We start from the raw sequence: 23,242 nt of genomic DNA, 5'->3' as shown, positions 1-23,242 counted from the left end.
GTAACGGCCCCCCTTCCAACCCCCACGTCCCCGCACCACTGTCACCCCCTGTTTCCGCTGATCGATTCCTTGGGTTCGGGTGGTCGAGTGCTGGGGTTCTGCAGTGCTGCTCGGGTGTTCGGAAAGCCCTGCCTCAATCCGTTTTAGTCAACGCTGCTCGGGGGCTCTGGCGGTCGAGTGCTTGGAGTTCGGCGCTCGGCTTGGTTGCGCGAAAAGCCTTGATTCATTCAGTTTTAGTCAAGCGGGTTGCCCAAACTCTCGTTCACCGCGCCTCGGCATTCGATCAGCGGCTGGAGGTTCAAAGCTGCCCTGAGAACGCATCGGCGAAGCGAGTTCTGGGTTTGAGATCGGGGGTTGCTGGCGAGGTTCGACAAGCTCGGCAAATCGTTTTAGTCAAATCTTTTTCAAGCACCTGCTACGCTCCCCTGCCCCCGTCCTGCGATCCTGGCGCTAGTTCTGGTTTGAACGGCTTTGGGGCTTCCCATGCTTGAGCTCGCCCCCTTCCTTGATGCCATCGCCCGAGCCGACGCCCCGCTGGAAGGCAAGGCCAATGGGTGGCAACGCAAAGCGGGCTTGGCGGAGTTCGGCAACGCCTGCGCCTTCTGCTCCGATCCTCTGGACCTGCCCTCTCCCAAGTCCTGGACTGCTACGTCGCTGGCCCCCGCGCAACTGGGCGGCCCCGCTGGCGTGGTGGAGAACTGGGTGCCTGCCTGCCGTTCATGCGCTGCTGCAAAGGGCCTGCGCGATGTCGTGAGCTGGTCAAAGTGGAAAGCGTCGGCGGCCCCTGACCGGGTTGCCTTGCTGCTGGCCCGGCGGCACGCTGCGTTGCTGTATGCAGAGAACCACTTCACCCCGTTGAGCCGTCACTCGAAGCGTGAGCGGCTGCTGGCTCACTTGGGTTCTCGTTTCGACAAGCCCCGCTTCCGGGTCTACGCGTGGGCTGGTGAGGTGGATGGAGAGCGCTGTTGCTTGGTAGGCTGGAGCACCCGCGCCGGGGATCCCACGGCGACTGGTGAGGCCCTACTGGCGTTACAAATTAGGGATGGGGCCGAGGTGCTGGCCGAGGGCCGGCTGAGCCTTTTACGGCTTCCGACTGATGGGTTCCTGAAGGCCCTGTGGGCGCTCATTGAGGGCCATGGGATCGTGCTGCCGCTGGACGTTCCAGGCGATGGCCCGGTGGACCCTGGTGACTGGCGCGAGTGCTGGCGCCACCGAGTGATGGACCCGGTAAGCAACCACAAGCGGGTGCCGATGACCGGCGGGCAGGCGCTGCCTCATGCCCCCCGTGTGCTCTCTACTAATCCGGATTCAGTTCGCCGGCTGGCCCAACTGCAGGCCGCGAAACGGGCCGACAGGCTGGAGGAGGCCGAGCTGTTGTATCGAGAAGCGATAGCCAGGAAGAGCAAATATGTGGAGCGAGTGAAGCGCGGACTGGAAGCCCCAATGCCGCGGGACGAATACAGGGCATGGGCGGATGAAGTGAGATCTTTACAGACTGCCTGGGCGCGCTTGGTGAGCGAGCAACGAGCCATTGACGCTTCTACGCGATGAAGCGCAGTATCAGCTCGAGGAATCCGCTTTCTACTGCGGCGTCTCGGTCAGCCAGTTCTATGCCCGAGTCGAGCAATACAACCTGGTGCCGCGCGAGTTCATGGGCAATAAGCTCTATGAAAAGGCGGAACTCTACGAAGCAATCTATAGCGCGCAGAAATAGTCAAAGTCACAATTTACTGGCGGGACGACGTCGCGTACCTCAACTGGCGTGATGGCGGTTCCCGAAGCCGCGTCGCCATCGGTCGCCTCAGCCCACGAGAGGCTGAGGAGATACGATCTGCGAAAGAAGCAGAACTAAGGCACGGTGTCCGGATCATTCCCCGCATGCCAGCGCTGCGGGAGTTCCTGGACACTTGGCTCACCTGGTACAAGGCGGAGCATCCGACCACCCACAAGAAGGCCAAGAGCGAACTTCGCATCATCATCGCGAAGCTTGGTCATCGCCCCATCGACACTCTGCGGCCGATCGAGCTGGAGGCCTACAAGACCCAGCGGCTGGTCACGGACAAGATGGCACCTGAGACGGTGGGCAAGGAGGTTCGCCGCCTCCAGGCTGCGTTGAGCTGCGGTGTCCAGTGGAAGGAGCTGGACGCCAATCCGTTTGAGGGCATCAAAGCCCCGCGCGGCGTACGCAGCGTGGCGGTGAAGTTCTACAGCGCCAGCGCCAAGCAGCAGCTCTATGCCGCCAACGAGGCCAGGGCGAACCTATGGCGGTTCATGGCGCACACGGGCATACGCCGCGGCGAGCTCATGCACTTGAAGCATGAGAACGCGGTCGCTGGTCGGCTACTGATCGAAAGTGACCCCGATGAGGATGGCAACGGGCGGACGAAGTCAGGGAGGTGGAGGGAGGTGCCATTGAACAGCCAAGCCGCCGCCGCGCTTGCCGCGCTTCCGGATCCGCTGGTGAGCGTGCACAAGGACACGGTGAGCGACTGGTTCGCCAGCGATGCAAAGAAAGCAGGCGTGGGCGGGAGCCTGCACCGCTTGAGGCATACGTTCTGCGCTCATATGGTCATGGCTGGCGTGCCGCTTCGCCGCGTGCAGATACTGGCGGGCCACTCGGATTACGCCACCACGGAGAAGTACTACGCACACCTGACGCCTGAAGGAGACGACAGTGCAGTGGCGACGCTAACTTATTGATTCGTCACTGTGACCACTGTGACCAATTCCTGAGAATTCTGGAATTTTATGGACTTATGGCACAGTGCCAATCGGCGTAAGTATTTGATTTCTGGTGACCCCGGCCCGATTCGAACGGGCGACCTTCCCCTTAGGAGGGGGGCGATCCAGCTACTTGTAGCAGCGCTGTTACTACCAGCTGTGCCAAAGGTGTGCCGATTTGCTGCGATTTGCAGCTACTAATGCTTAGCCGTATGCAGCAAGCTGCCACGGCATGCACCACCGCAGACTTCCGCCCAAAAGATATGTTCCCGCGACCACAGACTTAGCAGGCCATCTCACCACCTCATGAGACTACGGCACTTGACGCGGCCGAGCATTTAAGCGCTATCCTCCCTAGAAGGATCAAGGAGTATCCTATGCGCACTTGTTCGGAACTGCAGTTGAGCGCTCTTAAATGGCCGCGTTGAACCTCTCTCTCACGGTCCTCGACTGGGCTGCTAAGGAAGCCGGCAGAGACCGCCAATCTCTCGCCGAGGAAATCGCCAAGCGAGACGACGACCGGAGGCGCATCCTCCAGGGTGAGTTGACGATACGTCAGGCGGAGAAGGTAGCTAAGTTGGCGAGGATTCCATTTGGATTCCTTTTCCTACAGGTGCCCCCAGAACCTAGTCGCCCTTCTATCCCTGACCTAAGGCGGGTGACGGATGCCGCACCGTTGAGCGATGATTTTTTTGAAGTCTTGGCAGACGCGACTTCAAAACAGGAATGGTTCATTGACCATCTTCGCGAGGGAGGCGCGGACTCGCTCCCGTTCGTAGGCCGCTTCCGCTTTGCAAGTCGCCCAAAAGTGGCCGTCGTCGCGGAGGACATTCGCCGGACTCTCGGCGTAACCGTGGCTGATAGAACATCTAGCCAAGACGCCGACGCATATTTCCGGAAGCTATCCGACCGAGCTGAGGACCAGGGCATCTTGGTCATGAAGTCGGGAATCGTGCGCGCGTTTACTAGACGTCGCCTCTCGGAAGGCGAGTTTCGTGGCTTTGCAGTCGCGCACCCCATGGCGCCTATAGTTTTCATCAATGGACAGGACGCCGTTGTCGCCTCCGTGTTTACGCTGATGCATGAGATTGCCCACATCTGGCTTGGGGAAAGCGGAGTTTCGGATCTCAGTCCGACCACAGACCGCGGCATTGAAATCTTCTGCAATGCTGTATCTGCCGAGGTCCTAGTTCCTAATCATGAATTTTTGGCGCAGTGGACTAATACGCCGAACGTGGAAGCGCTCGCGAGATTATTCCGCGTAAGCCGAGCCGTGATTGCGCGCCGTGCTTTCGACAACGGACTCATTAGCTGGCCGGAATTCGAGCTCTATCTCCGGCCGCTTCCGAGGAAGCCGCGCGAGCCAGGCGGGGATCCATTCAGGACCATACCTGTCCGGAATAGCAAACGACTGACGCGAGCAGTAGTTGGAAGTGCGCTCAGCGGCGAGACCTTGCTTCGCGAAGCTGCAAGTCTTCTAAACAGCAAGCCTGACACGGTGATCAAACTTGGCAATCGTGTATTCGGCAGGGAAGCCTAAAAATGTATCTAATAGACACTAACGTGTTCCTGCAGGGCAAGAATTTTCACTATCAGTTCGGGTTCTGCACTGGTTTTTGGGACTGGGTAGTCAACGCTCACGCGAGCCAGAAGGTCTTCAGCATCAATAAGGTGAGAAAGGAACTGCTAGACGGGCCCGCAGGTGATCCGTGCGTAACCTGGGCCAATGCGATGCCAGCTGCGTTCTTCCTACCAGACGATACCGACCCCGGTGTAATGACCAATTACGCGGCTGTACAGCAATGGGCAGCGTCTAGCTCGCATTACCAGCCGCGGGCCAAGGCGGTATTCGCGAATGCAGACAAAGCGGATGCCTTTTTGATCGCTACGGCGATGCACAAGGGCTGGAAGATCGCTACGCATGAAAAATGGAATGCCGAGAAAAAGAATGGCATCCCCATTCCTAATGCCGCTTCCGCAATGGGCGTACAGACGCTCACAATCTATGAGCTCTTGACCCTGCACTCAGCTCCAACGTTCAATTTTGTCCCCTAGGCCGGTAGAGGAACTCGGCCTGCCGTCATCGCGGAGCCGCCCTCGCGCGCACCCAGCGCGCCTTTCCTGCGTGCTCTCTTGTCATGGGTCCATTGTCCCGCCGGCCTGTCGCAAGGGCCGATACGGAGGCAACGGCAGCTGACTGGGCCGTAGACTAAGGCGCAGACCTAGCAGAGATACCCATGAATCAGCCGATAGAGCAGATCCTCGAACGCCTGGCGAGATGCGAGCTCGAACTCCAAGCTTCACGCGGCTACATCAAGGCCCTGGAGTACGGCCTACAGGCGGTCATAGCCTCCCACCCTACGCCTGCAGCTCTGGCGGAGCTGTGGTCCCACGTACTACCCGAAGTGGCAGACGTGCATGGCGGCGATGGCAGCAGTTCCCCACTCTTCGATGCCGCTTTCCAGCAGGCGCTGGCTGGGCTATCCGATCACATCCAAGGTGCAGCAGACCGGCAAGCTGGCAGCGCCGAGCAGGTCTAGGCCGGACCGAGCACGTCGCGGGGGTCCAGTTGCTTCCCCCTGCCCCGCAGCACCACGTTGTCCTGGATCCACTGTAGCTTTTTGGCCACCTTCCGCCGCAGCGCCTGCTCGTGGCGCAAGGCCCACATCTCGCAACCGCGCCGGCCTGCATCAAACGAGCTGCAGTGCCGGAGCAGCAGCGGTGCATGCACCCCATCCTCGGGGGTCAGCCTGGCCAGCCACCTGCCATCGACCCTCTGCTGCATGGACGCTACCTGCTCCCCATGCAGGAACAGGCCTGTCGGGAGCGTGTCGAGGTGGCAGCGGGGCTTCCAGTAGAAGCCGTCAGGCATGGGGGTCAGGGTCTGGGTGTCGGCGTCCATGGGCAGGAGGATAGGCCGGCGCAGTCTCATAGCCCGATACAGCGGTGAAGGGTTCAGCCTGCGCGGCACTCGTCCTGCCGGTGCCGATCCATGATTCTGACCAAGTGGTCCATCGCCGTTGGCCGCAGCGAGCTTCCGCGGCGGACGAAGCTGTTCCAGTCCGCGACCGCGATTGTGCCGAGGTCTCGTCGCGGCGTACCTACCATGGTCATAGACCAGTACGGAGCCAGCCGGCTACCGACCAGCCCTCGAGCCAGCTGCACAATGTCGAAGTGGCTGCTCGCGATGAGCACGCGGCCATAGGCCGCACGCAATCCATCATCAGGGCCTTCCAGGTACTGCAGAAAGCGTTCCCCGTCGAATAAAAGCAGGCCGGTCACGCCTGCGATCACGTTGAACCTCGCAGCGTCCTGAACAAGGGCGTCCAGACGCTCTGCTGGTAGCTCAGCGGCCACGTGGCTGGCGTAGACGACTGCGTGAATCGGCATTGCCGGCTCCTGATGGGGAGGTCGAACATAACCGAACTGTGAATAAAATATTGTGATGCTCTAGGCGGAGTAATCACGCTGGGTGCCGTAGATGTAGCTCATGTGCGGCCGATTCGTCCAAACCCCCATCTTCAAACCTGATCAGCTCGGCCTGCCCGACCTGGCCCAGGACCTGCTCGAGCTGCCGCCCAGTTACAACCTGGCCCCGAGCCAGCGCGCATCGGTCATCATCGACCGCGGAACGGGCCGGCAGGTCACCCGAATGGTGTGGGGTCTCCTGCCCTTCTGGGCCAAGGCGAAGAGCCTGCAAGGCTCGACCATCAACGCCAGGATCGAGACAGTAGCGACGAAGCCGGCATTCCGGACTGCCTTCAAGAAGCGCCGCTGCGTGGTGCCGATGGCCGGCTACTACGAGTGGTCGGTCAACACCGAAGACGGCAAGAAGGATCCGTGGTTCATCCATGCGGCTGGGCCGCTGCTCGCCGCCGGCCTGTGGGAGGACACCAGCCCCCTCCTGGCCGAGGGCAACCTCGGCACCTTCACCGTCATTACCGGGGACAGCAGCGGGGTATCGGCCGATATCCACGATCGCATGCCGGTGTGGCTGCAGGCGGACCAGGTCGACGACTGGATGGCCGCCGAGCCCGACGACGCTATGGCGATGCTGCTGGCCAGCGAGCCCCCTGCGATGGAGGCATACCGGGTTAGCCGAGCGGTGAACTCGCCGCGCAACAACGTCCCGGAGCTGTTGCAGCTGGGCGGCTAGGGCAGGTTCGCGGATATCCAGTCCCACCAGTACCCCCGGACATCTGATTCACGGATCACGCCGACGCGCCCTCGTCAGTATCTGCCACAGGAGGCACGGCAGTCTCGGCATCCCAAACCCGCTCGGTCGCCGCCTTGATCAGCGCCATCAGCTTCCAGCCCGGCTCCACCGACTCTTCACCGGTGAACGGATCGGTGATCGTGTACTGGCCGTTGATCAGCCCAATGTCCTGCGGCACGGTCCGGTCATAACCCCGCGCGTTGACCATGCGGGTGGAGCGGTCCCAGTCCACCCGTTCGAAGTGGAACAGCACCGGGCCCGTGTTGGTGCGGAAGTCCCACTGCACATCGATGCGGGTAGCGAACATTTCCACCGCATTGTTGCCGCCCTCGGAAAGGATGAGGCTCATGCTCATTGCTCCACTGAAATGATTCCAAGGCTCTGCTGTATCTCAACATTCACAGTGCCACTGCTGGGTGTTGAGGCAGCGACGTTGCGGCTGATCAGAATTGCACGATATGTAAACTGATCGGTGCCCGGCGTGTTGTCGTTGAACGTATGCGCACCGCTCATGGTCGAAACAAGCTTGGACGGCCCGCCAGTCTCGTTCAACACCTCGAACGCGCCATTGACCACAAAGCTGTTGATCATTTGCTCTGGGCCATTTCCCACCTTCCGGTAGATGTAGATCGTAGCGTTCACTGCACCGCTCGGCGGGTTCCATGTGCCGGTGGTGGCCGTGTCCGTCTTCCGCAGGCTGTAGCTGACCACCACGCTCTTCTGCCCACCCAATGTCGAGAATGGACCGTTGATGATTTCGGCGTTGCCTGCAGTGGATGTGGTCTGTACTGCGTTGCGCAACGTACCCGCCGACAAGCTGCCACCAAAATAGGCGTTGCCCTTGTTGTCGATCCAGAAGATGCCGTTCGCCTTGCTGGCGGCGTTCGGATCTGAGCCGATCCCGATGTAGTGCATCAGATCACCGGTGGTGCCGAACGGCTTGCCGTGCACCTGCATGTACCCGCCCGAACGGGTCACCCACCCTACACTGTTCAACGGTGCCATGGTGCGCGCCATCCTGTCGGGCGCGAAGACGCAGACCCGGCGGCTGATGAAGCCGCAACCTAGCGCCAACATCGTGCGCACGGCATGCATGATCGAAGGAAGTCCCCCGCTCCGTGGCTGCTACTGGGAGTATGGCGGCCCAATCGTGTACTGCCCCTTCGGCCAGCCCGGCGACCGGTTGTGGGTGAGGGAGACGCACGCCATCTTCCCTACGTACGGCCAGCACCGCGCCGATGGTGAGCGCTGGGGCCCATGGGGCGGCCTGCCATCCACCGTGTCGGATGACGGCAAGCAGATCGCTTACTACCGCGAAGGCTTCGCCCGATGCGATCCGGGCCGGTGGCGCCCCAGCATCCCCATGCCGCGCTGGGCGTGCCGCCTGGTGCTGGAGATCACCGACGTGCGCGTGGAGCGGCTGCAGGCAATCAGTGAAGCCGATGCGCTGGCTGAAGGAATTGAGCAACTCAACGGTCGGTTCACCTTCAACGGCGGCGCGCACGAATCGCTGACTGTCCGCAGCATGACCCTGTGGGATTCGACCGGCGGCATCTGGGCGGAAAACCCGTGGGTGTGGGTGATTGAGTTCAAGCGCGTGGAGGTGGCAAGTGGCTGACCTGCTGAAGGAAGAAGCGCCCGACCACCGGGCGGTGGGCCACGAGCTGGCCCGGCGCTCCGGGGTGGACCTGACGCGCGCACGGAAAGGCGTCGTGCGGCTGTGGGACGCGCGCGGCTTGGCGCTGATCGCTTTGGTGCGCGGTGACAAAGAAGAGGTGGCCAGGATCATGGCCAATGCCAATAACAGCCGCCGAGGCGGCCGGAAGGCGGGTGCTGTCCAAGCACCACAGGAGGAAAGCGATGGGTGCGGCTGAAGATCTCAACCTATCGGGCAAAGATTGGCTGACGGTCCCTGAACATGGAGCGAGAGCGATAAATGGACCTTGCAATGGTTGAACAAATCTCCTTGAGGGATCGAAGCTACAGGCCGGTTGCTGCCGCTATGAGCGTGCTTGCTCCTCACTTCACCTCACCTTGGAAGCTATGGGCTCAACCGTATGGCGGGAACGGAGCTTCCAGTCTATTCAAACTTCACTTTAAACACGAAGGCAGGGATGATTCGAACTATCCATCAGCAATGGTGCTTGATGTCTATCCAACCGTGATTGAGATACCCAACGTCATTCTCCCTGACCATTTGCGCTACCAAGCTTTGATGTATCGCGCCCTAGAACAGGTCGTGCTTGTTGCGGAGGAAGATGGTCAACACGTTGTTGTTTCGGACTGTGTTGATCGCTATAAGCGAAGCCTTCTCGCCAGAGGAGCCACCCAGACGCCCAACGTCGTCGACGCCGTTGTTCTCCACCTTGAAATGGATTTCGGCCTGTCAGAAATGAGTGCCCAGCCAAAGGCATGATGGCTTACGCTGAACCTGCTACTGCTCGTCTTTCAGAGAACCACACCGCATAGGGCGAGTTCTCCACCAGGTGCCGGTTCCAATCCGGCGGCCCATCGGTCCACCACACCGGGCCCCGTTCGCCCTGGCCTCTCTTCGCGCTGTCCGCGGCACGCCGGGCGGCGACCAGAGCCTCCTTGTCCCCGTTGGACTTCGCCGACTTCACGGCCCGCCGCGCGTCCATCAGCTCGTGGACCAAGCGTTCCCTCTCCGGCCCGCTGAGGCCAGATTTCGTGGCTCGCCAGAGCCCCCCCCTCACGATGAGGTAGCCAGCCGTGTAGTGTTAGCAACGCCACCTAAAAACACGGAATACAGCGTTCGCTGACGGGACTAGAGCCTACGCGTGTTGATGTTTCGGATTTCCGTAAGCGCATCATTCCAGCCATCCGAATAGCCACCTTCAGCCCGCTGGTTCGCGCTAGAAATGTCAGGCTTTCCTGGGAACTTGATCGCATCAATTGGACGCTCCTCAGAACTAACGTGTTGCGTATGCTCTTCAAGTTGAATGCGCCCTATAAGAGCTCTGAAGCGCTCCCATACAGCTATAGGAATGAATGCTCTTTCCGCAGGAATCGAGTTCCCTGATTTATAAAAAGGGTCGATCTCGTTAAGCAGCTTAATCAACTCTTCGTATGTAACCTGATTACTCATCTACCGCTCCATGATGATCCGTCACCTGAGATTATCAGATCGGCAAGTGGTTTCCCCAAGCGCATGTGCGCCGGCCCTAGACGCTGGACCTCATCGAACCGGAGCTTGTAGGCCTCCACCTCCCAGAGCCAGGCCTCCTGGACCTCGTAGGCAGGGTTGTAGAGGATCCAGATCAACCGGTCCCAGTCGTAGTTTCTCGGCTTCGGCACCCAGGTCACCGCGCTCCCACGCTTCCCACTAGGCCGGTTTCCCTACACTTGGCAGCGCAGGCCTCGGTAGACGAAGTCGTAGCCCCGTTGGACTGCCCTTGCAGCCCTCTTGCTTGTGGAGTAATCGGCCAGGGGACAGCCAAGGAGCACGGCAGCATAATGCTCGGACAGAGCCGATGTGATGGATCGGGCGTTGCCGAATGCCCTTTCCCAGCTCAAGGTGATTTCTACCAACTGTCGTCGAGGATCTTCCAAGATTGATGCTCCTTCCGAATATTCTAAACGTGCTTTGCCAAGCACATTGAAGCAATAGCTAAGCATTCCAATCGCACATGAGCGTGCTTCGACCGTTCACCTATTCTGGTCCAGGCACCGGTCCATCGACTGCCGTAGGGCCCCGGCGAGCGAGATCTCCGCTGCCCAGACATCGGAAACGAACCGCTCACCCACCTCATCAAGCACACGGAAATCCAACTATACGGCGGTGTGGCCCTTGCCATGGCCATTATTCCGCGTCGGCCTAGAGCTGGCTTTAATCGGCGGCCCGGCCCTGCCTCGCGCTCCCCCTCGGCCGTTGAAATACCTCGTCCCGATGGATTTGGAGGTAGCGCTTCAACTCACCCCCGGGCAAGCTTCTCAGACGCGCCTGCGCGGGAATGAGCTTTTTTGCAATGAGTTCTTCTTCTATGAAAGCGTCAGCAAAAAGCGCACAACCATCGTCGTTGAAGGTCATCAAGCCCGAATCGAACAGCGCATCAAGGGTCGCCACAAGCGGCAGCCCATTGTTAGGATCCAGACGTGGATCCGGCGCGCCCGGTAGCGACTGATTGGCTTTCACCACGTAAGCCCAAGGCTGAACATGGGAGGCGCGAAGCAATGCCTCTACTGTGCACCCAGTGACGGCACAGCGCCGGCCCCAGCGATCAAGCACCTTCTGCCGAAAATTTCCTTGACCTAACCGCGCATCGATCAGTTGCACTCGCGTGGTAATGGATGGTTCTGAAGAAAGCTGCTGAAGTTCCCCCAGTAGAAGGGAGCCTTGCTCATTGTGGCCATCGTTCAAAAGATAGTCAGATGGCATCAACGACTCACCTTCGATCCAGACTTCGTAAAGATCCTCGTGTTCTTTCTTCAACCAGGTGCCAAGCCTTTTCATTTTTGATGCGAACACTGAGCTATTTTCTGCAAGCTTTTCCAGGGGGTAGACCTCACCCTTGATCAAATCGCCCCAGGTCCCGGCATCAAAAAAATACTGGAGCACTTGACGTCCGCTTTTCTGAGACTTGGCGAAGCCCAGCACATAGGTGTTACGAACTTTTCTGACTATCAGCAGCGGATTCCCTTTCCGAGCATCAACGGCTTTCCTACCAAAAATCAGCGTAGGGTTCCGCATGCCTGCATACGTGGCCATATAGGCATCCAACGGGCCTAGCAACCGCCTCACCTCAGCCAATGCCCTATCGAGCCCAGCCGCCTCTTCGGGTGACATTCCCAGTGCAACAACCGCAGGTTCATTGCTGATGAGCATCTTCCATGCCTCTGCTAAACTTAAAAACACCCCATCTGAGGGGCTCGATCGCCTACTACCGCCATTGCGTGGGGGGATCAGCGAGTTTTTCGACTTTTTGCGACGATGGCCTTCCGCACCTGCTTGCGCACCGGGTCCAGGTCATCAGTCGCCGTCGTCACCACCAAGCGCCGCTTGGTCTTCTTGAGCTCTTGGCAGGCCCAGGACGCGAGGGCGATGATCGACGTCGTGACGATGGGCTGCTCCTCCCCTGTGATCTCTTGGAGCTGCTCTCGCAGTTTTGGGGGAACGGTGACCATCGTTCGCTCTACACGCGTCCCGTTCTCGTCGCGGTAGTCGAACATCGTTGAATCGCGCCCCACCTCCAGGTAGATCCTCTGCCCGGATCGGGTGTAGGGCGCTTCTTCGCTGTAGTCGAAATACGTCTTTCGCGCAGGGGCGTCCCCTGCAGCCACCATCAGCTCAGCCAACTCCTCCTCAGAGAACTGCCCCAAGTCGATGAGCGGTGCATATTCCCGCTCCGGCTTGGAGTGAACCACCTTGGCGGCGGCGGCCAGGTTCTTGCGGACCGGGGCTTTCTTACGCATGGCGTTCTTGACAGGGTTCTTCTTGGTAGCCATGAGCTCAGGCAGGGGCAGCAACGGGGCCTCCATCATGCAGCCCCCTTAGCATCGGTCAACCTTTTTTGGATAGCTCCACCCACCCTCAAAATGTCTTCCCGTGCATCCTTTACGCCTGCGCCACGCATAGAGAAGACGGTCTCGCCCAGCTCGTAATAGCTCGCCAGGGCCGCACGCTCGGGGATGACAACGGCCCCTGCTAGGCTCGGGTCTCCCAGCCGGCGGCGGTGTTCTGCACGCTTGAGGTTGACCCGGTTAGCCACCGGCAGGAACGGCTTGCCCTGACGTCGCAGGGTCTCAATGGTGCGCAGGTAGACCACATAACTGCCACCGTCCAGCAGCGTGGGCACGATGTAGAGATCCCCGTCCGGGAGCTGGTCTTTCACCGGTGCGCTGGGCGGCAGGTCCTGGATCTCCAGATCGAACCCCGGGGAGGACGAGCGGCCCACGGTGAACGGGGTTTCGTCAGACAGCGCAGCCCATGCCACTGAACCGCATTGCGGGTCACGGTCGTTGACCAGCACGCGGGACTGGCCGGCGAAAGCGGCCGCGAGGTTGAGAGAAAGCGTTGTGCGCCCCACGCCCCCTTTGAAGCAACAAACAACAAGTCGCATGCGGATATTTCCTTTTATGGATAGGTCGTGCAACACACTACGATGCAAACCTATTCCCGCAAGGGCCGTGCAGCTAGGGGGTTGTAGCCGTGCAGACGTCTTGGGTTAAGCAAGGCCTGGGCCCGGCGGAAGCCGTGGCCCTCCCCTCCTTTTCTCCCCACCGCTTTTCGGCGGCGAGCAGCCGCCGGCTCTGGCTTCAGGCGACTTCCGCGATGTGCCGTGGGGATTGAACGAACGCCGGGTGGTGTCGGTGGAGTTCGGTGTTCATCCGGTCGACGGTATACCGTTCAAACCAGGCCTCCATAGCGGGGGCGAGAACGCTCTCGCAAACTTCAGCCAGCGTCTTACCATCGGCCACCCGACGCCGTTCGAGCTTCCCGGCATGGTTTCGCCTCACAACGAAACGCTCCCCGATCCGCGCCAAGGGATTGGCTCCCGCGTCCAGAAGCGCTGCAACCATGGCCGCATACCCCCCTGCTTGGTGACGGTCTGACTTGAGCACATTGGCATACATGACCGCGGCCACCGCCAAAGGGGTGATGCCCGGATCACCGGCCACGCCGGCATCCAAGGCTGGCGTTCCCCTGAGCGCGTGCAGCCATCCGTAGAAGGCCATCGAATCGTTGGTTTGAATGGCCCGGATGAGGTTTTCGGTCCCAGCGCTCATTGCCCACCTCCCAGGATCCCGATGAGCACCAAGGCCGACAAAACGTATACGGGCAACAACATCACGCGCCACCACTCCGCCGATACGTCCGGAAGAACGCTGCTTTGCCGACGTTGGGCCGGTAGTTGGTAGAACCGGAGCAATCCACGCCCGGCGTCAAGGGGGTTGGCAACCAGGTCCCGGTAGAACACCGCAGTGCTCAGGATGCCGACCAAAAGCAAGGCCATGTTCAAGCTCATGCGAAGCGCTCCGCTTCCTTGTTCCATCGCCGCTCATGGCGGGCGCGGGTGGCCAGGCGCTGGATTCGGCGGTGCTTTTCGGCCAACTGATTCAGGCCATTGGTGCGGTCCAGGAACTGCATGGCGGTGTGGAGCTGGAAGTGCGTCAGGTCGTTGCTAGCGGGCTCTACGGGATGGATCTTCATGCCTTCACTCCCTTTTTGTGGGTAGGTCGATTTACCCATTAAGCCGCTCCTACACCACGATCCAACCACATCTCCAACTGATGTCAACCCATTGATTTCAACCATTTTTGACTAAAAACAGGAGATGCTCTCAGGGCTTGTCAAAACGCGGTTCTGTCGCATGCTGAAGTGAATGACACCGCATGCCCGCCCACGCCCACGTTCGCCCACTCCAGGCTTTGCCCTGGCCGAGTTGCTGCTGGCCTTGGGTGCTGCCGCAGCCATGGGCGCAGCGGCGTTGTTCTTCTATCCCCGCGTCCAGACCCGGGTGTATGTGGCAACGGATGTTGAGAACCTCCGCGCGATGGCGAACGCCATTGATCGTTCCTACGGCGTTGTGGGCACGTATCGAAACGTGAGTGCGTCTAGCGTGGTCGAGGACAACCTGGCGCCCGCCGACTTCCGAAAGGCATCCTCTGGGTCGGCGCTGAGCAACGCCTGGGGCGGTCCCATTGCCATCACTCCCTCCACGGTTCGCCGCTTTGGAGACAGTTTCACCGTGGCGTTCTCCGGCGTGCCCCGCCGGGCTTGCGTGCCGTTCCTCAGTGCAGTGGCAGGAGACGCTTACGTCCAGGACGTTCGTGTGGACGCGACCTCGGCGAAATGGAACACGGGAGGCCAGTTGGATGTGCCCACGTTGGCCGCCGCCTGCCAGGAGAGCGGGAACGTGTTGGAGGTGGTGTATTACTCGGGGCTGGCAAGCGGAGGCTCGGTGGCCACTGTCATTGAACCGGCTGCACCCGTGCCGTCTCCCTTCCTTGATGCACCAACGACCCCAGCGGGACCCGTGGCATCCGCGCCTTCGGTGGACGATGCACTCCCAGGGAATCCCGTCACGCCCTCGCCTGAGGGGCTGCCTCCTGCCCCTCCTCCAGTTCCAGCCCTGCCCCCTGCCGCAGCGACCCCGTTGGTGCCGCAGCCCTCGCCCATCGGCCTTCCACCGACCTTGCCGCCGGCGTTGGTGCCCTGTCAGCAGGCAGAGTCGTTGACGCAAACGGGAACGTGCCCGGCGGGGACGTGGGGGACGGAAACGCTTCGCACCCGCACCGTCTGTCCGAACGGAGGCGTTGATCCCAACACCGACGCGGCGTGGGAGCATCCGGAAGCCTGGGCTCGTGCTGTCGAGGTAAAAAAGACGATTGCCAGCAACTGCCAGGCGTGCCCCACCAGCGAGCGGCAAACGCAGGCCCAGTGGGTCACGCGCACGGGGTCATGCCCTTCCGGGATGACGGGGACCGTGTCGCAGGAATGGGAGCAGGTCCGTTCGCGGGATATCACCTACGCCTGCCCCGCCGGTCGCACAACGGTTCCATTGCCTAACGTTGGTGGATGGTCGGCCTGGTCGGATACCGGCAGCCAGCGCAATTCGGTCAACACGTGCGTGCCGACGGCCCCGCGCTGCAGCGATGGCAGCTTGCAGGTCGCTGCGTGGCATTCGGCGGCCGTGGACGAGTTGCCACCGCCCCCTGGATCGAGTGGCGTGGGGTATTGGTATCACGACTCAGTGGTCGGCCTGACGGCAGCAGAGAAGGCCCGCCTGGCGTGGGCCATCCAGAACGTTCCTGTTGTCCGCACGGAAACCCCTGCCCCGATGCCCGGGAACTGGCCGGCGAACGTCAGCGAGTCAGCGAGCTACGCGGAGCAATGCAACGCATTGGGAGACGTTGGAAACATCAACTACGCCTACTCTTATGACTTCGAGTGCGTGTCCAACATGGGCATGCACTATTGCGACTACAACTGGACCGGCGGGGGCACATCCATGGCGGTTTGTCGCCAGGCCTGCGCGTCCGACCTGGTGGGGAAGACGAACAACCCCTATCGCTGGGAATGGCCCAGCAGCTCGGCGCTTGCGTCCGTTCCTTACGTGACCTGCACGGGGCAACCCGGATGCACCCCCAACGGCAGTTTTGGAAACCAATCCGGCCTGCCTGCATGCAGCGAGAACAACGTGGGCCAAGCCACCGCTTACCGCTGGTATCGGCAGTTCTACAACCCAGGACGGGTGGACTACCAGGAGTTCAGTCTGACGTGCATTGGTCCTCCGCGATGACCGCACTGCCCCTTATCCGCGCGGTTGAACGCCTGTTTATTCATTCGCCCTGTTAAACGAAGCAGCAGTAGTGTGTGAGGCTGGTCACTGAACGTTCTTCGTTTGACTGATAGCCTGCTTTCTCCCTACGCATTGCATGGCGCTGGGATCAACCTACAGGGACACGGAGACCCTTATGAAATGGAAGCTTCTCGGTTGTTCATTCTTGCTTTGCCTGTCGACGAACGCTTGGGCACAGGTGCCCGATCCGGACTCCGAACTAGGCGAGGAGATGCAAACATTGGTGAAGAATTATGTGACCGAGCATCCCGAAGTATCCATCGACGACGCGGTCACCCGACTCGCAGTTCAGACCGAAATACTGCAGCCGATGGAGGACCTTCGGCAGGAATTTTCAGAAAGACTGACCGCAATATCTATTCAGCAGGGGCCGGATCAACACATCCTGGTCGAACTGAAGGGCTCAGAGCCCGTGAACAGCAGGGTTCTAAAAACAGCCAGCGGCACCACCCGCGTCGTTATTGAGACCGGCCGCAAGCATAACGAAGAAGAGTTTTACGCCATTGTAGATAAGCATCGAGACCTACTCTATGGCGCAATACCCGGCATCGTGGGCACGATGGGGCTGCCCGGTCAAGACCTGCTTGTGATCCACATTACGGGTGATGAGGCAAAGACTGAGGAACTCAAGACGACCCTTAAAAAGCTTGAACGCGTCTTAGGCATTTCTCTCTCCCTCAGGCCTAACATGTCCAAGTCGTTGAACATGGAATACATCAACGGCGGCGCGGTGCTTCAGAACAACAACTCTTTTTGCACCTCAGGATTTCCCGTCAAGCATACCGCGACGGGTCGGAAAGGTATTACGACTGCTGCCCATTGCCCCGACGCTCTGATTTACGGCAACTACGGCTACCCCACCAAGTTTTCCACGCCGCTGACCTACGTCGATGGCATCAACGATGCCAGTCATGACGTTCAATGGCATACGGTCGGCGCCCATACGCCACTTAGGAGCGTGTATGCAACCTCAACCTCGGACTACAACAAGCGCTCGATCATGTACATGTGGACAGGTGCACAAGTGGGGCAAGAACTCTGTTTCCGAGGCGTCCGAACGGGGTGGAGTTGCGGCAAGGTAGTCAGCATCGGGTGGGATCCTGGCATCTCGTGCGGACCCGGCCAGGCTCTTCCGTGTGCGAGCACTTGGATACGCGTCCAGGGTCCAGCGCTCGCATGCGCGCCGGGGGACAGCGGTGCCGCAGTAGTCCGAGGGAACAACGGACATGGCATCGTTTCCAAGGCGGATTCCAACGGCGTCCTCGCGGGCGAATGCGACGGCATTACCATAATGCCTTGGGGCGCGATCAAAGAGCTTGGCCTCACGTCAGGCTGAACACTTGCGCAGCATGGGGGTGGCTGAGTCGGCGCCCCTTCTGCGGAACGTTCGATCAACCACACGCCTCGCCGAGCAGCTGGACGGTTGCGTCCATTTCTGACGAGAGCTGCATCGGGCAGCCCGGGTGGGTGTCTAACGGCTGGTCTGGGTAATAAAAGGCGTGGCCATCGTGCCCGGTGAACAACGTGTGCCACGTCATCGCTCGCCACTGGTATCCGTAGCTCGACCACCTCATCAGGATCAACCCTGGAGTTCAGCCTGACGTGCATGGGGCCTAAGCCATGATACGCCTACCTCTTGTCGGTGACGCCTGGCGGCGGCGGAAGCCGCTGCCACCTGCCTTTCCTTCCCCTACGACGCGGCCCGGGGCCGCGTGCTCTTGAGGCCAAAAGCAAAGGCGGCCCAAGGAAAAGGCGCACGGGAGGGACACGTGGAAAGGGCCCCTTTTCGGGCCCCTGCTTTGCTTCAAGTGACATGCCGTTCGCTGTCCCCAGGGCCGCTGACGTTCTTCAGCGGTGGAGGGATGGCCGTGCGATCCCACGCTCGCTTTGCCCAGCCGGCCACCACGGCCATCAAAACCAACACCGGCAGACCATAGAGGAAGGCCCCGTAGAAGGCGTAGTTGGCAAACGTCCCATAGAGCGGGTCGTCCATCAGCCGCAAGCCGAGCCACGCCGCCATCACCACCAAGCCGCCCCCGGTCACCGCACCGACTGCCGCCCCCTTCAGGAACCCGTGATTGCGGAACGTCGGGACACGGCCGGTTTGGACGTGCCAGCCCCAAAGCCGCTGAGCTCGAACATGGAGAGCGAAGCAGAAGGCCAAGAACGCAAAGATCAGGCCTCCCGGCACGCAGCAGATCAGGCCGATGAAGAAGTCCCGCTTCATGACTTCCAGTCCCGATGCCAGTGCGACAAGCCCCAACGGGCCCAAGATCACGAACGGCAGGATCATCTGAGACGGCCCAGGTGGGGCCATCATGCGGGGCTGCGGTGCGTAAGCAGTCATCTTTTCTCTCCCTTGGGGTCGTGGCTGCACGCTTGATCGGAACCCGTGTGCAGTCAAGACATGGCGTCCAGGCGTTTAGCCTGCGGACGTCCCTTCGTCCTTCACCTCGACCGGCTGCCAACCCTCGCCTTGAGGGCGGAACAGTGCACGCAGCTTCGGCTTGAGGGTGCCCGGCTCCGGCTTGGTGGGCTGGCCACCGATGGAACCCTGGGCTTTTACCGACCCGCCCACCATGCACTCTTGATCCCCATTGGGCTTCTTCTCGCAATCGAACTCCAGGCCGCCCGCATCGGTGACCTCAAGCTTCCAGGTGCGCTGCAACGTCGCCTGCTTCCCTTGCTCGGTAAAGAACCCTTCTACAACTTTGACCCCGTCCTCCTTGGTGGGCCCCTTGTCACCAGAGCAGGCCGTCAGGGTCAGGAGTGCCACTGCTGCGGCCACGATCATTGCTTGTTTCATATCATGCGTCCTTGTCTTTGGAAGGGATGATGCCGATGACCTGGTTCTTGTAGCCGATCTCCATCCGGTCGATTTGGAGAACAATGTCCGGCAATCCATTGGGCTGAAGCCCGCCCTTCACGACTTTGAAAAAGATTCGGTCGCCGGTAGCGTCGCGTCCCACCCGGCCAAGCTCTGCCACGTCTTCGGGCTTCAGGCGCAGCGCCGCGTGATAGCGCCCACCGTGTTCCACCCCCACCACCGCGTTGCCCTTGCCGAAGGGCGATGCACCGATCACCGCCGTGGGAAGAAACCCGGGGGAGTTCGGATACCAGGAGTTGTTAAAGATTTTGGCGTAGGCGTGGAGGATGCCGGTTTTCTGGTCGATCTCCACGTCGAGGTGCGGCCGAAGGTAGAACGCGTCCGTTGATGCAATCTGGCGCGCCTTGGCGTCAAAGGCGGAGGCAGGGTCGCCCCTCTCTCCCACCCGCTTGAACTGGTGCTCCCAGGAGCCGATGCAGTGGGTCCGGGTGGATGGGGCCATTGCGAACCCGGCTTTGGTCAGCGCGATCAGGTTGCCTTCGCACATATCGAAGCCGCCTGAGGCTGTGGCCGCAAGGCCCCAACGGATCCGCGTGTAGCCGTCCAACACCGGTGGATCGCCGTCGTCCCAGTAGGTGCCGGCGGGCTCAAAGTAAGGGGTCCTGACACGATCAGCCGCCGCCTTGGGCGTCCCCGAAATGGCCTGCCCGATCTGTCGCAGCAATCCCGTTGCATCTTGGGCGTGAGCCCCGGTTGAAACCATCAAAGCAACCGCGCAAATGCCCCCTGTCCAACGCTTCATACCCTGCTCCTAGCTATGGGTTGCCGCCAACTTACGTGTCACGTAGAGTCTACCCGGGGCGTAGGCCTTCCGTCATCCTGACCGCATGCCTGCAATGCATCCGTTCAGCCCATGACCGCTGCCCCGTCCACGCCTAGGGCGATCGTGGCCGCGCGCCTGCGCCAAGCCCGTGACCTTCGGGGTTTGAGTCAGCGCGAAGTGGGGATCCGGATGGGCTTGGACAAAGACACTGCCTCCGCGCGAATCTCTCGATACGAGTCGGGATCGATGTCGATCAGCCTGGAGGCGCTCTTTAAGCTCGCCGAAGCACTGGAAGTGCCGCCTGCATACTTGGTCGCCACGACGCCAAGCATGTCCGAAGCCATTCTTGCCCTGAGCATGGAGGGCATCTCCCAGCAGTCCCACCTGGCGGACATGTTGAACGCGCTCGTCAAGCTGCCGATTCAAGAGCGCGAAACATTCGCCAAACTGCTTGAAGCCAAGACCAAAGACGGTCCCGCGTAACGGGACATTTCCTTCCGCATCTGGCGACATCGCCCATCGTCCTTGAGTTGGCCTCGAATACGGGCTATCGGCCTGCCCTGCCAATCCTTGAGCGCAATCCTTGATGCATAGGACCATCGCCGACTTGCCCCCAAATGTGACCCGCGTCACTATTGGCAAAGGGGGACGGAGCCTTCCTGGCTACCGCCACGCACAAGGGAAGTGACCGATGGCAAAGAAGGACGGGGCTACTGCGCCCGCGACGCTAGAGAGTTGGCTGGACTTGCGACCGAGTTGGTTGCGAATGGCCGCGGACGGGTTGGTGCGAGACCGGCGCAATCCGAACGAACTGGAAATCGACGCACTCGCCGATCATTGCATGCAAGAGGCGGCCAAAACCCTTGCCGCCAAGCATCCCGCTCTGGCTCCTGGCGTCATCTTGGGAACCCCCACCGCGGGATCACTGCGCATTGATTCGGTATCCGAGATCCGCGGCGTGAACGCAATCGGACCAGATGCGGTGCTGGACGTGTCTACAAAGGGTATGACGGTTGTTTACGGTGCCAATGGCTCGGGCAAATCTGGCTACGCGCGCCTGTTGAAGCACATCTGCGGTGCACGCGCCAAGGGGATGATTCACGGCAACGTGTTCCACGATGCACAGCAATCCGCTTCTGCTCAGGTCGCCGTCACCACACTCAGTGAAATCGATGGATCCGCTACCCCCAGCACCCTCGGCTGGAACGCAGCGTCAGGACCACACCCGAAGCTCAACGCGGTGCCAGTGTTCGACTCAGCAACCGCCATGGAGCTTGGCGACACCCCAAGCGAAGCAACTTACCTGCCCCGTTCGATGCGTTTCGTCAGCGCCCTGATCTCCATTGCTGACCGGGTTGGAAAACGCCTAGAAGCCCGAGCGGGCCAGCTCCAGACTCACCTCCCACTTACACCAGTAGAGCACGCCCAGTCCGTGGCCAACCGCTTTCTCCAGTCTCTGAAGCCTGCGCTGGACCATGATGCAATCGACAAGGCCTGCGCTTTTCCTGACCTATGGCTTAAAGAGCGACTGGCCTTGGAAACGGCGCTTGCGCAAGCCAATCCTGCTGATGCCCACGCAAAGGCCATCTCGGATCTGGATCGCCTCTCGAAGTTTGCCGAGAACATGGGTGAGCTTGCATCGGCATTGAGCGACGAGAAAGCGCTTGGCCTGATCGCGGCACGCAAAATCGCTGCGGACAAGCGGCAGGCCGCCACTGCCTACGCCACCGCCTTCATTGAAGGCATGCCACTGAAGGGCGTTGGGGACGCGGTCTGGGAGACGCTCTGGGAGGCGGCCAAAGCTTATTCAACGGGCCACGCCTATCCAGAGCACGCCTATCCACACGTGGGAGATGGAGCCCGTTGTGTGCTCTGCCAACAACCTCTGGACGGAGAGGGGAAGGATCGGCTCAAGAGCTTTGATCAGTATCTCAGTGCGACCCTCCAGACCGAGGCGAAGGCGGCTGAGGCTGCGCTTACTGCCCTCACGCTCCCCGCTTTGATCGACGCAGAAAGCCCATCGTGGCAAGCACAGTGCGCGGCCGTCACCCTCGACAGCGAGCAAGCCGCAGCGCTGGCACAGAACGTCAACGCCAGAGTCAAAGCGATGGGCAGTGCAATCGAGTTGTCGGCGGTTCCTGAAATGGACTGGTCCCCCTGGACCGGCGCGCTCGCCTCTTCCACTGCCACCATCACGGCTCAACGCGAAGCGCTGGCCACCTTGTTGGACCCTGCCGGCCGCGCCCAGAAGGAAGCCAGGTTGCGGGAGCTAAAGGCGCAGGAATGGTTGTCTGGTCAGGTTGAGCCGATAAAGGCAGAGGTGGAGCGACTCAAGAAGCTTGCCATCGTCGCGAAAGCCCTTCCTATGACGAAAACGACCCCACTGACGACCAAAAGCAATGACATCGGGAAGCTGGAACTGGCCCAAGGGTATTGCGATCGATTCAACGCGGAGCTTGATGGCTTGGGGGGTGGCAGTCTCCCGGTGCGCATGAACCACAAGTCCTCGGGGAAAGGCGTCTACAGTTTTTTCATTGAGTTGAAGGACGCAGCACTGTCGGTCAAGAACAGGGACGTTCTCAGCGAAGGGGAACAGCGTATCGTGGCGTTGGCCGCGTTCCTCGCCGATGCCACGGGAGCCGATCGTGGCATCCCTGTCATCTTCGACGACCCGATCTCATCCTTGGACCAACTCTATGAGGAAGCTGTCGCTAGGCGTTTGGTTAGCTTGGCAGAGCAACGACAGGTGATCGTATTCACCCACCGGCTGTCCCTGATGGTGCTGCTAAGGAACGCAGCAAAGCAGCGCGCTGACCTGGCACTCCCGCCGGTGGAGGTCACCACGGTGGCCATCGGCCGCGACGGCGCGAGCACCGGCATGCCGACTACGATTGACGCATTCTCACTCAAGCCCAAGACAGGGTTTGAACATATCAAGAACAGCATCGTCGGAATCAAGAAGCAAGACCCTGACGTCAGAGCAATCCTTCTCAAAGCTTCTTGCAGCAACTTCCGCATCCTGGTGGAGCGATCCGTTGAGGATGATCTTTGCTCAGGCGTCATCAATCGGTTCAGGCGCGAAGTAAGAACGCTAAACGTGCTTCAACGCTTGCATGCCATCACAGCAGATGATTGCGCGCTGATCAACAAGATGATGACCAAATACTCGGCATTCGAGCACTCCCAGTCTATGGAGACGCCGACGTGGCTGCCGGCGCCGGATGAGCTTCTGGCGGACGTGCAGACGATGCTGGACTGGATCAAGGACTTTAACGGACGAGCGGAAGCGGCGGCCAAGCCCAACAGCTAGTTTCGGCGTATTCGCACTCCATCCA

At 60.5% G+C, this 23,242-nt stretch carries 29 protein-coding genes and 1 tRNA gene; 14 read left to right on the top strand and 16 right to left on the bottom strand.

Annotated elements, in window-relative coordinates; all coding sequences use genetic code 11:
* Nucleotides 1–483: 483 nt before the first annotated feature.
* The 3 genes from IFT65_RS12295 to IFT65_RS12285 all read left to right on the top strand — a co-directional run bounded on the left by IFT65_RS12295 (nucleotide 484) and on the right by IFT65_RS12285 (nucleotide 2,700).
* Nucleotides 484–1,551 (top strand): hypothetical protein, encoded by a 1,068-nt coding sequence (locus IFT65_RS12295; RefSeq protein ID WP_192081673.1) that lies wholly within the window; start codon nucleotides 484–486, stop codon nucleotides 1,549–1,551.
* On the top strand, nucleotides 1,532–1,714 hold the full coding sequence (locus tag IFT65_RS12290) for a hypothetical protein (protein WP_192081672.1): 183 nt from the start codon (nucleotides 1,532–1,534) through the stop codon (nucleotides 1,712–1,714). Before IFT65_RS12295 ends, IFT65_RS12290 begins: the two co-directional genes overlap by 20 nt.
* A gap of 164 nt (nucleotides 1,715–1,878) precedes the next feature.
* Complete coding sequence (locus IFT65_RS12285; RefSeq protein WP_249405148.1) at nucleotides 1,879–2,700, top strand: site-specific integrase; 822 nt, start codon at nucleotides 1,879–1,881, stop codon at nucleotides 2,698–2,700.
* Nucleotides 2,701–2,792: 92 nt separating this feature from the next.
* Here the strand turns inward: IFT65_RS12285 and IFT65_RS12280 are convergent.
* Nucleotides 2,793–2,885 (bottom strand) — tRNA-Ser (locus IFT65_RS12280).
* 251 nt (nucleotides 2,886–3,136) lie between these two features.
* On the opposite strand from IFT65_RS12280, the gene IFT65_RS12275 reads away from it, so the two are divergent.
* From IFT65_RS12275 to IFT65_RS12265, 3 genes are all read left to right on the top strand, one after another.
* Nucleotides 3,137–4,261 (top strand): ImmA/IrrE family metallo-endopeptidase, encoded by a 1,125-nt coding sequence (locus IFT65_RS12275; protein ID WP_197974114.1) that lies wholly within the window; start codon nucleotides 3,137–3,139, stop codon nucleotides 4,259–4,261.
* 2 nt (nucleotides 4,262–4,263) lie between these two features.
* Nucleotides 4,264–4,776 (top strand): DUF4411 family protein, encoded by a 513-nt coding sequence (locus tag IFT65_RS12270; protein ID WP_192081671.1) that lies wholly within the window; start codon nucleotides 4,264–4,266, stop codon nucleotides 4,774–4,776.
* Nucleotides 4,777–4,958: 182 nt separating this feature from the next.
* Nucleotides 4,959–5,261 (top strand): hypothetical protein, encoded by a 303-nt coding sequence (locus IFT65_RS12265; RefSeq protein ID WP_192081670.1) that lies wholly within the window; start codon nucleotides 4,959–4,961, stop codon nucleotides 5,259–5,261.
* Here IFT65_RS12265 and IFT65_RS12260 read toward each other — a convergent pair.
* Complete coding sequence (locus tag IFT65_RS12260) at nucleotides 5,258–5,623, bottom strand: hypothetical protein (protein ID WP_192081669.1); 366 nt, start codon at nucleotides 5,621–5,623, stop codon at nucleotides 5,258–5,260. The two genes, IFT65_RS12265 and IFT65_RS12260, sit on opposite strands and share 4 nt — an antisense overlap.
* 53 nt (nucleotides 5,624–5,676) lie before the next feature.
* Nucleotides 5,677–6,111, bottom strand: coding sequence for a BLUF domain-containing protein (locus tag IFT65_RS12255; protein ID WP_192081668.1), 435 nt, complete (start codon nucleotides 6,109–6,111; stop codon nucleotides 5,677–5,679).
* A 100-nt stretch (nucleotides 6,112–6,211) separates the two neighbouring features.
* Here IFT65_RS12255 and IFT65_RS12250 point away from each other — a divergent pair, with 100 nt between their 5' ends.
* Nucleotides 6,212–6,877 (top strand): SOS response-associated peptidase, encoded by a 666-nt coding sequence (locus IFT65_RS12250; protein ID WP_192081667.1) that lies wholly within the window; start codon nucleotides 6,212–6,214, stop codon nucleotides 6,875–6,877.
* A gap of 55 nt (nucleotides 6,878–6,932) precedes the next feature.
* On the opposite strand, the gene IFT65_RS12245 is transcribed toward IFT65_RS12250, so the two are convergent.
* Both IFT65_RS12245 and IFT65_RS12240 read right to left on the bottom strand, forming a co-directional pair.
* Entirely contained in the window at nucleotides 6,933–7,286 is a 354-nt protein-coding gene (locus IFT65_RS12245; RefSeq protein ID WP_192081666.1) for a hypothetical protein, read from the bottom strand.
* Between the two features lie 2 nt (nucleotides 7,287–7,288).
* Nucleotides 7,289–7,942, bottom strand: a complete 654-nt coding sequence (locus IFT65_RS12240) for a hypothetical protein (RefSeq protein WP_192081792.1) — start codon at nucleotides 7,940–7,942, stop codon at nucleotides 7,289–7,291.
* A gap of 145 nt (nucleotides 7,943–8,087) precedes the next feature.
* Here IFT65_RS12240 and IFT65_RS12235 point away from each other — a divergent pair, with 145 nt between their 5' ends.
* The 3 genes from IFT65_RS12235 to IFT65_RS12225 all read left to right on the top strand — a co-directional run bounded on the left by IFT65_RS12235 (nucleotide 8,088) and on the right by IFT65_RS12225 (nucleotide 9,353).
* Nucleotides 8,088–8,555: a hypothetical protein gene (locus tag IFT65_RS12235; protein WP_249405147.1), complete on the top strand. Its 468-nt coding sequence runs from the start codon at nucleotides 8,088–8,090 to the stop codon at nucleotides 8,553–8,555.
* Nucleotides 8,548–8,811, top strand: a complete 264-nt coding sequence (locus tag IFT65_RS12230) for a hypothetical protein (protein ID WP_192081664.1) — start codon at nucleotides 8,548–8,550, stop codon at nucleotides 8,809–8,811. Before IFT65_RS12235 ends, IFT65_RS12230 begins: the two co-directional genes overlap by 8 nt.
* A 74-nt stretch (nucleotides 8,812–8,885) precedes the next feature.
* The gene (locus IFT65_RS12225; protein WP_192081663.1) at nucleotides 8,886–9,353 is read left to right on the top strand and encodes a hypothetical protein; all 468 of its coding nucleotides are present in this window, start codon (nucleotides 8,886–8,888) and stop codon (nucleotides 9,351–9,353) included.
* A gap of 4 nt (nucleotides 9,354–9,357) precedes the next feature.
* Here IFT65_RS12225 and IFT65_RS18495 read toward each other — a convergent pair whose 3' ends face one another.
* The 8 genes from IFT65_RS18495 to IFT65_RS12190 form a co-directional block, all read right to left on the bottom strand.
* On the bottom strand, nucleotides 9,358–9,651 hold the full coding sequence (locus tag IFT65_RS18495) for a hypothetical protein (protein WP_342029559.1): 294 nt from the start codon (nucleotides 9,649–9,651) through the stop codon (nucleotides 9,358–9,360).
* A gap of 71 nt (nucleotides 9,652–9,722) precedes the next feature.
* Nucleotides 9,723–10,043: a hypothetical protein gene (locus IFT65_RS12220; protein WP_192081662.1), complete on the bottom strand. Its 321-nt coding sequence runs from the start codon at nucleotides 10,041–10,043 to the stop codon at nucleotides 9,723–9,725.
* Between the two features lie 741 nt (nucleotides 10,044–10,784).
* Entirely contained in the window at nucleotides 10,785–11,780 is a 996-nt protein-coding gene (locus tag IFT65_RS12215; RefSeq protein WP_192081661.1) for an HNH endonuclease, read from the bottom strand.
* Between the two features lie 77 nt (nucleotides 11,781–11,857).
* Nucleotides 11,858–12,421: a hypothetical protein gene (locus tag IFT65_RS12210; RefSeq protein ID WP_192081660.1), complete on the bottom strand. Its 564-nt coding sequence runs from the start codon at nucleotides 12,419–12,421 to the stop codon at nucleotides 11,858–11,860.
* An 11-nt stretch (nucleotides 12,422–12,432) separates the two neighbouring features.
* Entirely contained in the window at nucleotides 12,433–13,014 is a 582-nt protein-coding gene (locus tag IFT65_RS12205; protein WP_192081659.1) for a ParA family protein, read from the bottom strand.
* A gap of 196 nt (nucleotides 13,015–13,210) precedes the next feature.
* The gene (locus IFT65_RS12200; protein ID WP_192081658.1) at nucleotides 13,211–13,681 is read right to left on the bottom strand and encodes a hypothetical protein; all 471 of its coding nucleotides are present in this window, start codon (nucleotides 13,679–13,681) and stop codon (nucleotides 13,211–13,213) included.
* The gene (locus IFT65_RS12195; protein WP_192081657.1) at nucleotides 13,678–13,920 is read right to left on the bottom strand and encodes a hypothetical protein; all 243 of its coding nucleotides are present in this window, start codon (nucleotides 13,918–13,920) and stop codon (nucleotides 13,678–13,680) included. The genes IFT65_RS12200 and IFT65_RS12195 overlap by 4 nt, the downstream gene beginning before the upstream one ends.
* Nucleotides 13,917–14,144 carry a hypothetical protein gene (locus IFT65_RS12190; protein WP_192081656.1) on the bottom strand — a complete coding sequence of 76 codons (228 nt, stop codon included), beginning with the start codon at nucleotides 14,142–14,144 and terminating at the stop codon, nucleotides 13,917–13,919. Before IFT65_RS12190 ends, IFT65_RS12195 begins: the two co-directional genes overlap by 4 nt.
* A 133-nt stretch (nucleotides 14,145–14,277) precedes the next feature.
* Here IFT65_RS12190 and IFT65_RS12185 point away from each other — a divergent pair, with 133 nt between their 5' ends.
* Together IFT65_RS12185 and IFT65_RS12180 are read left to right on the top strand one after the other, a co-directional pair.
* A complete protein-coding gene (locus IFT65_RS12185) occupies nucleotides 14,278–16,197 on the top strand; it encodes a type 4 pilus major pilin (protein ID WP_192081655.1) in 1,920 nt (639 codons plus the stop codon).
* 175 nt (nucleotides 16,198–16,372) lie between these two features.
* Nucleotides 16,373–17,593 (top strand): hypothetical protein, encoded by a 1,221-nt coding sequence (locus IFT65_RS12180; RefSeq protein WP_192081654.1) that lies wholly within the window; start codon nucleotides 16,373–16,375, stop codon nucleotides 17,591–17,593.
* Nucleotides 17,594–18,061: 468 nt separating this feature from the next.
* Here the strand turns inward: IFT65_RS12180 and IFT65_RS12175 are convergent, their stop codons facing one another.
* From IFT65_RS12175 to IFT65_RS12165, 3 genes are all read right to left on the bottom strand, one after another.
* A complete protein-coding gene (locus IFT65_RS12175; RefSeq protein WP_192081653.1) occupies nucleotides 18,062–18,550 on the bottom strand; it encodes a hypothetical protein in 489 nt (162 codons plus the stop codon).
* Between the two features lie 129 nt (nucleotides 18,551–18,679).
* A complete protein-coding gene (locus tag IFT65_RS12170; RefSeq protein ID WP_192081652.1) occupies nucleotides 18,680–19,063 on the bottom strand; it encodes a hypothetical protein in 384 nt (127 codons plus the stop codon).
* 1 nt (nucleotide 19,064) lies between these two features.
* Complete coding sequence (locus IFT65_RS12165; protein WP_192081651.1) at nucleotides 19,065–19,886, bottom strand: hypothetical protein; 822 nt, start codon at nucleotides 19,884–19,886, stop codon at nucleotides 19,065–19,067.
* A 111-nt stretch (nucleotides 19,887–19,997) separates the two neighbouring features.
* Here IFT65_RS12165 and IFT65_RS12160 point away from each other — a divergent pair, with 111 nt between their 5' ends.
* Both IFT65_RS12160 and IFT65_RS12155 read left to right on the top strand, forming a co-directional pair.
* A complete protein-coding gene (locus tag IFT65_RS12160) occupies nucleotides 19,998–20,390 on the top strand; it encodes a helix-turn-helix transcriptional regulator (RefSeq protein WP_192081650.1) in 393 nt (130 codons plus the stop codon).
* Nucleotides 20,391–20,598: 208 nt separating this feature from the next.
* Nucleotides 20,599–23,217 (top strand): AAA family ATPase, encoded by a 2,619-nt coding sequence (locus IFT65_RS12155; protein WP_249405146.1) that lies wholly within the window; start codon nucleotides 20,599–20,601, stop codon nucleotides 23,215–23,217.
* The last annotated feature ends 25 nt before the right edge of the window (nucleotides 23,218–23,242 follow it).

The organism is Stenotrophomonas sp. CFBP 13725 (assembly GCF_014841935.1).
Lineage (GTDB): Bacteria > Pseudomonadota > Gammaproteobacteria > Xanthomonadales > Xanthomonadaceae > Stenotrophomonas.
This window is presented reverse-complemented; position numbering and strand designations above follow the sequence as displayed.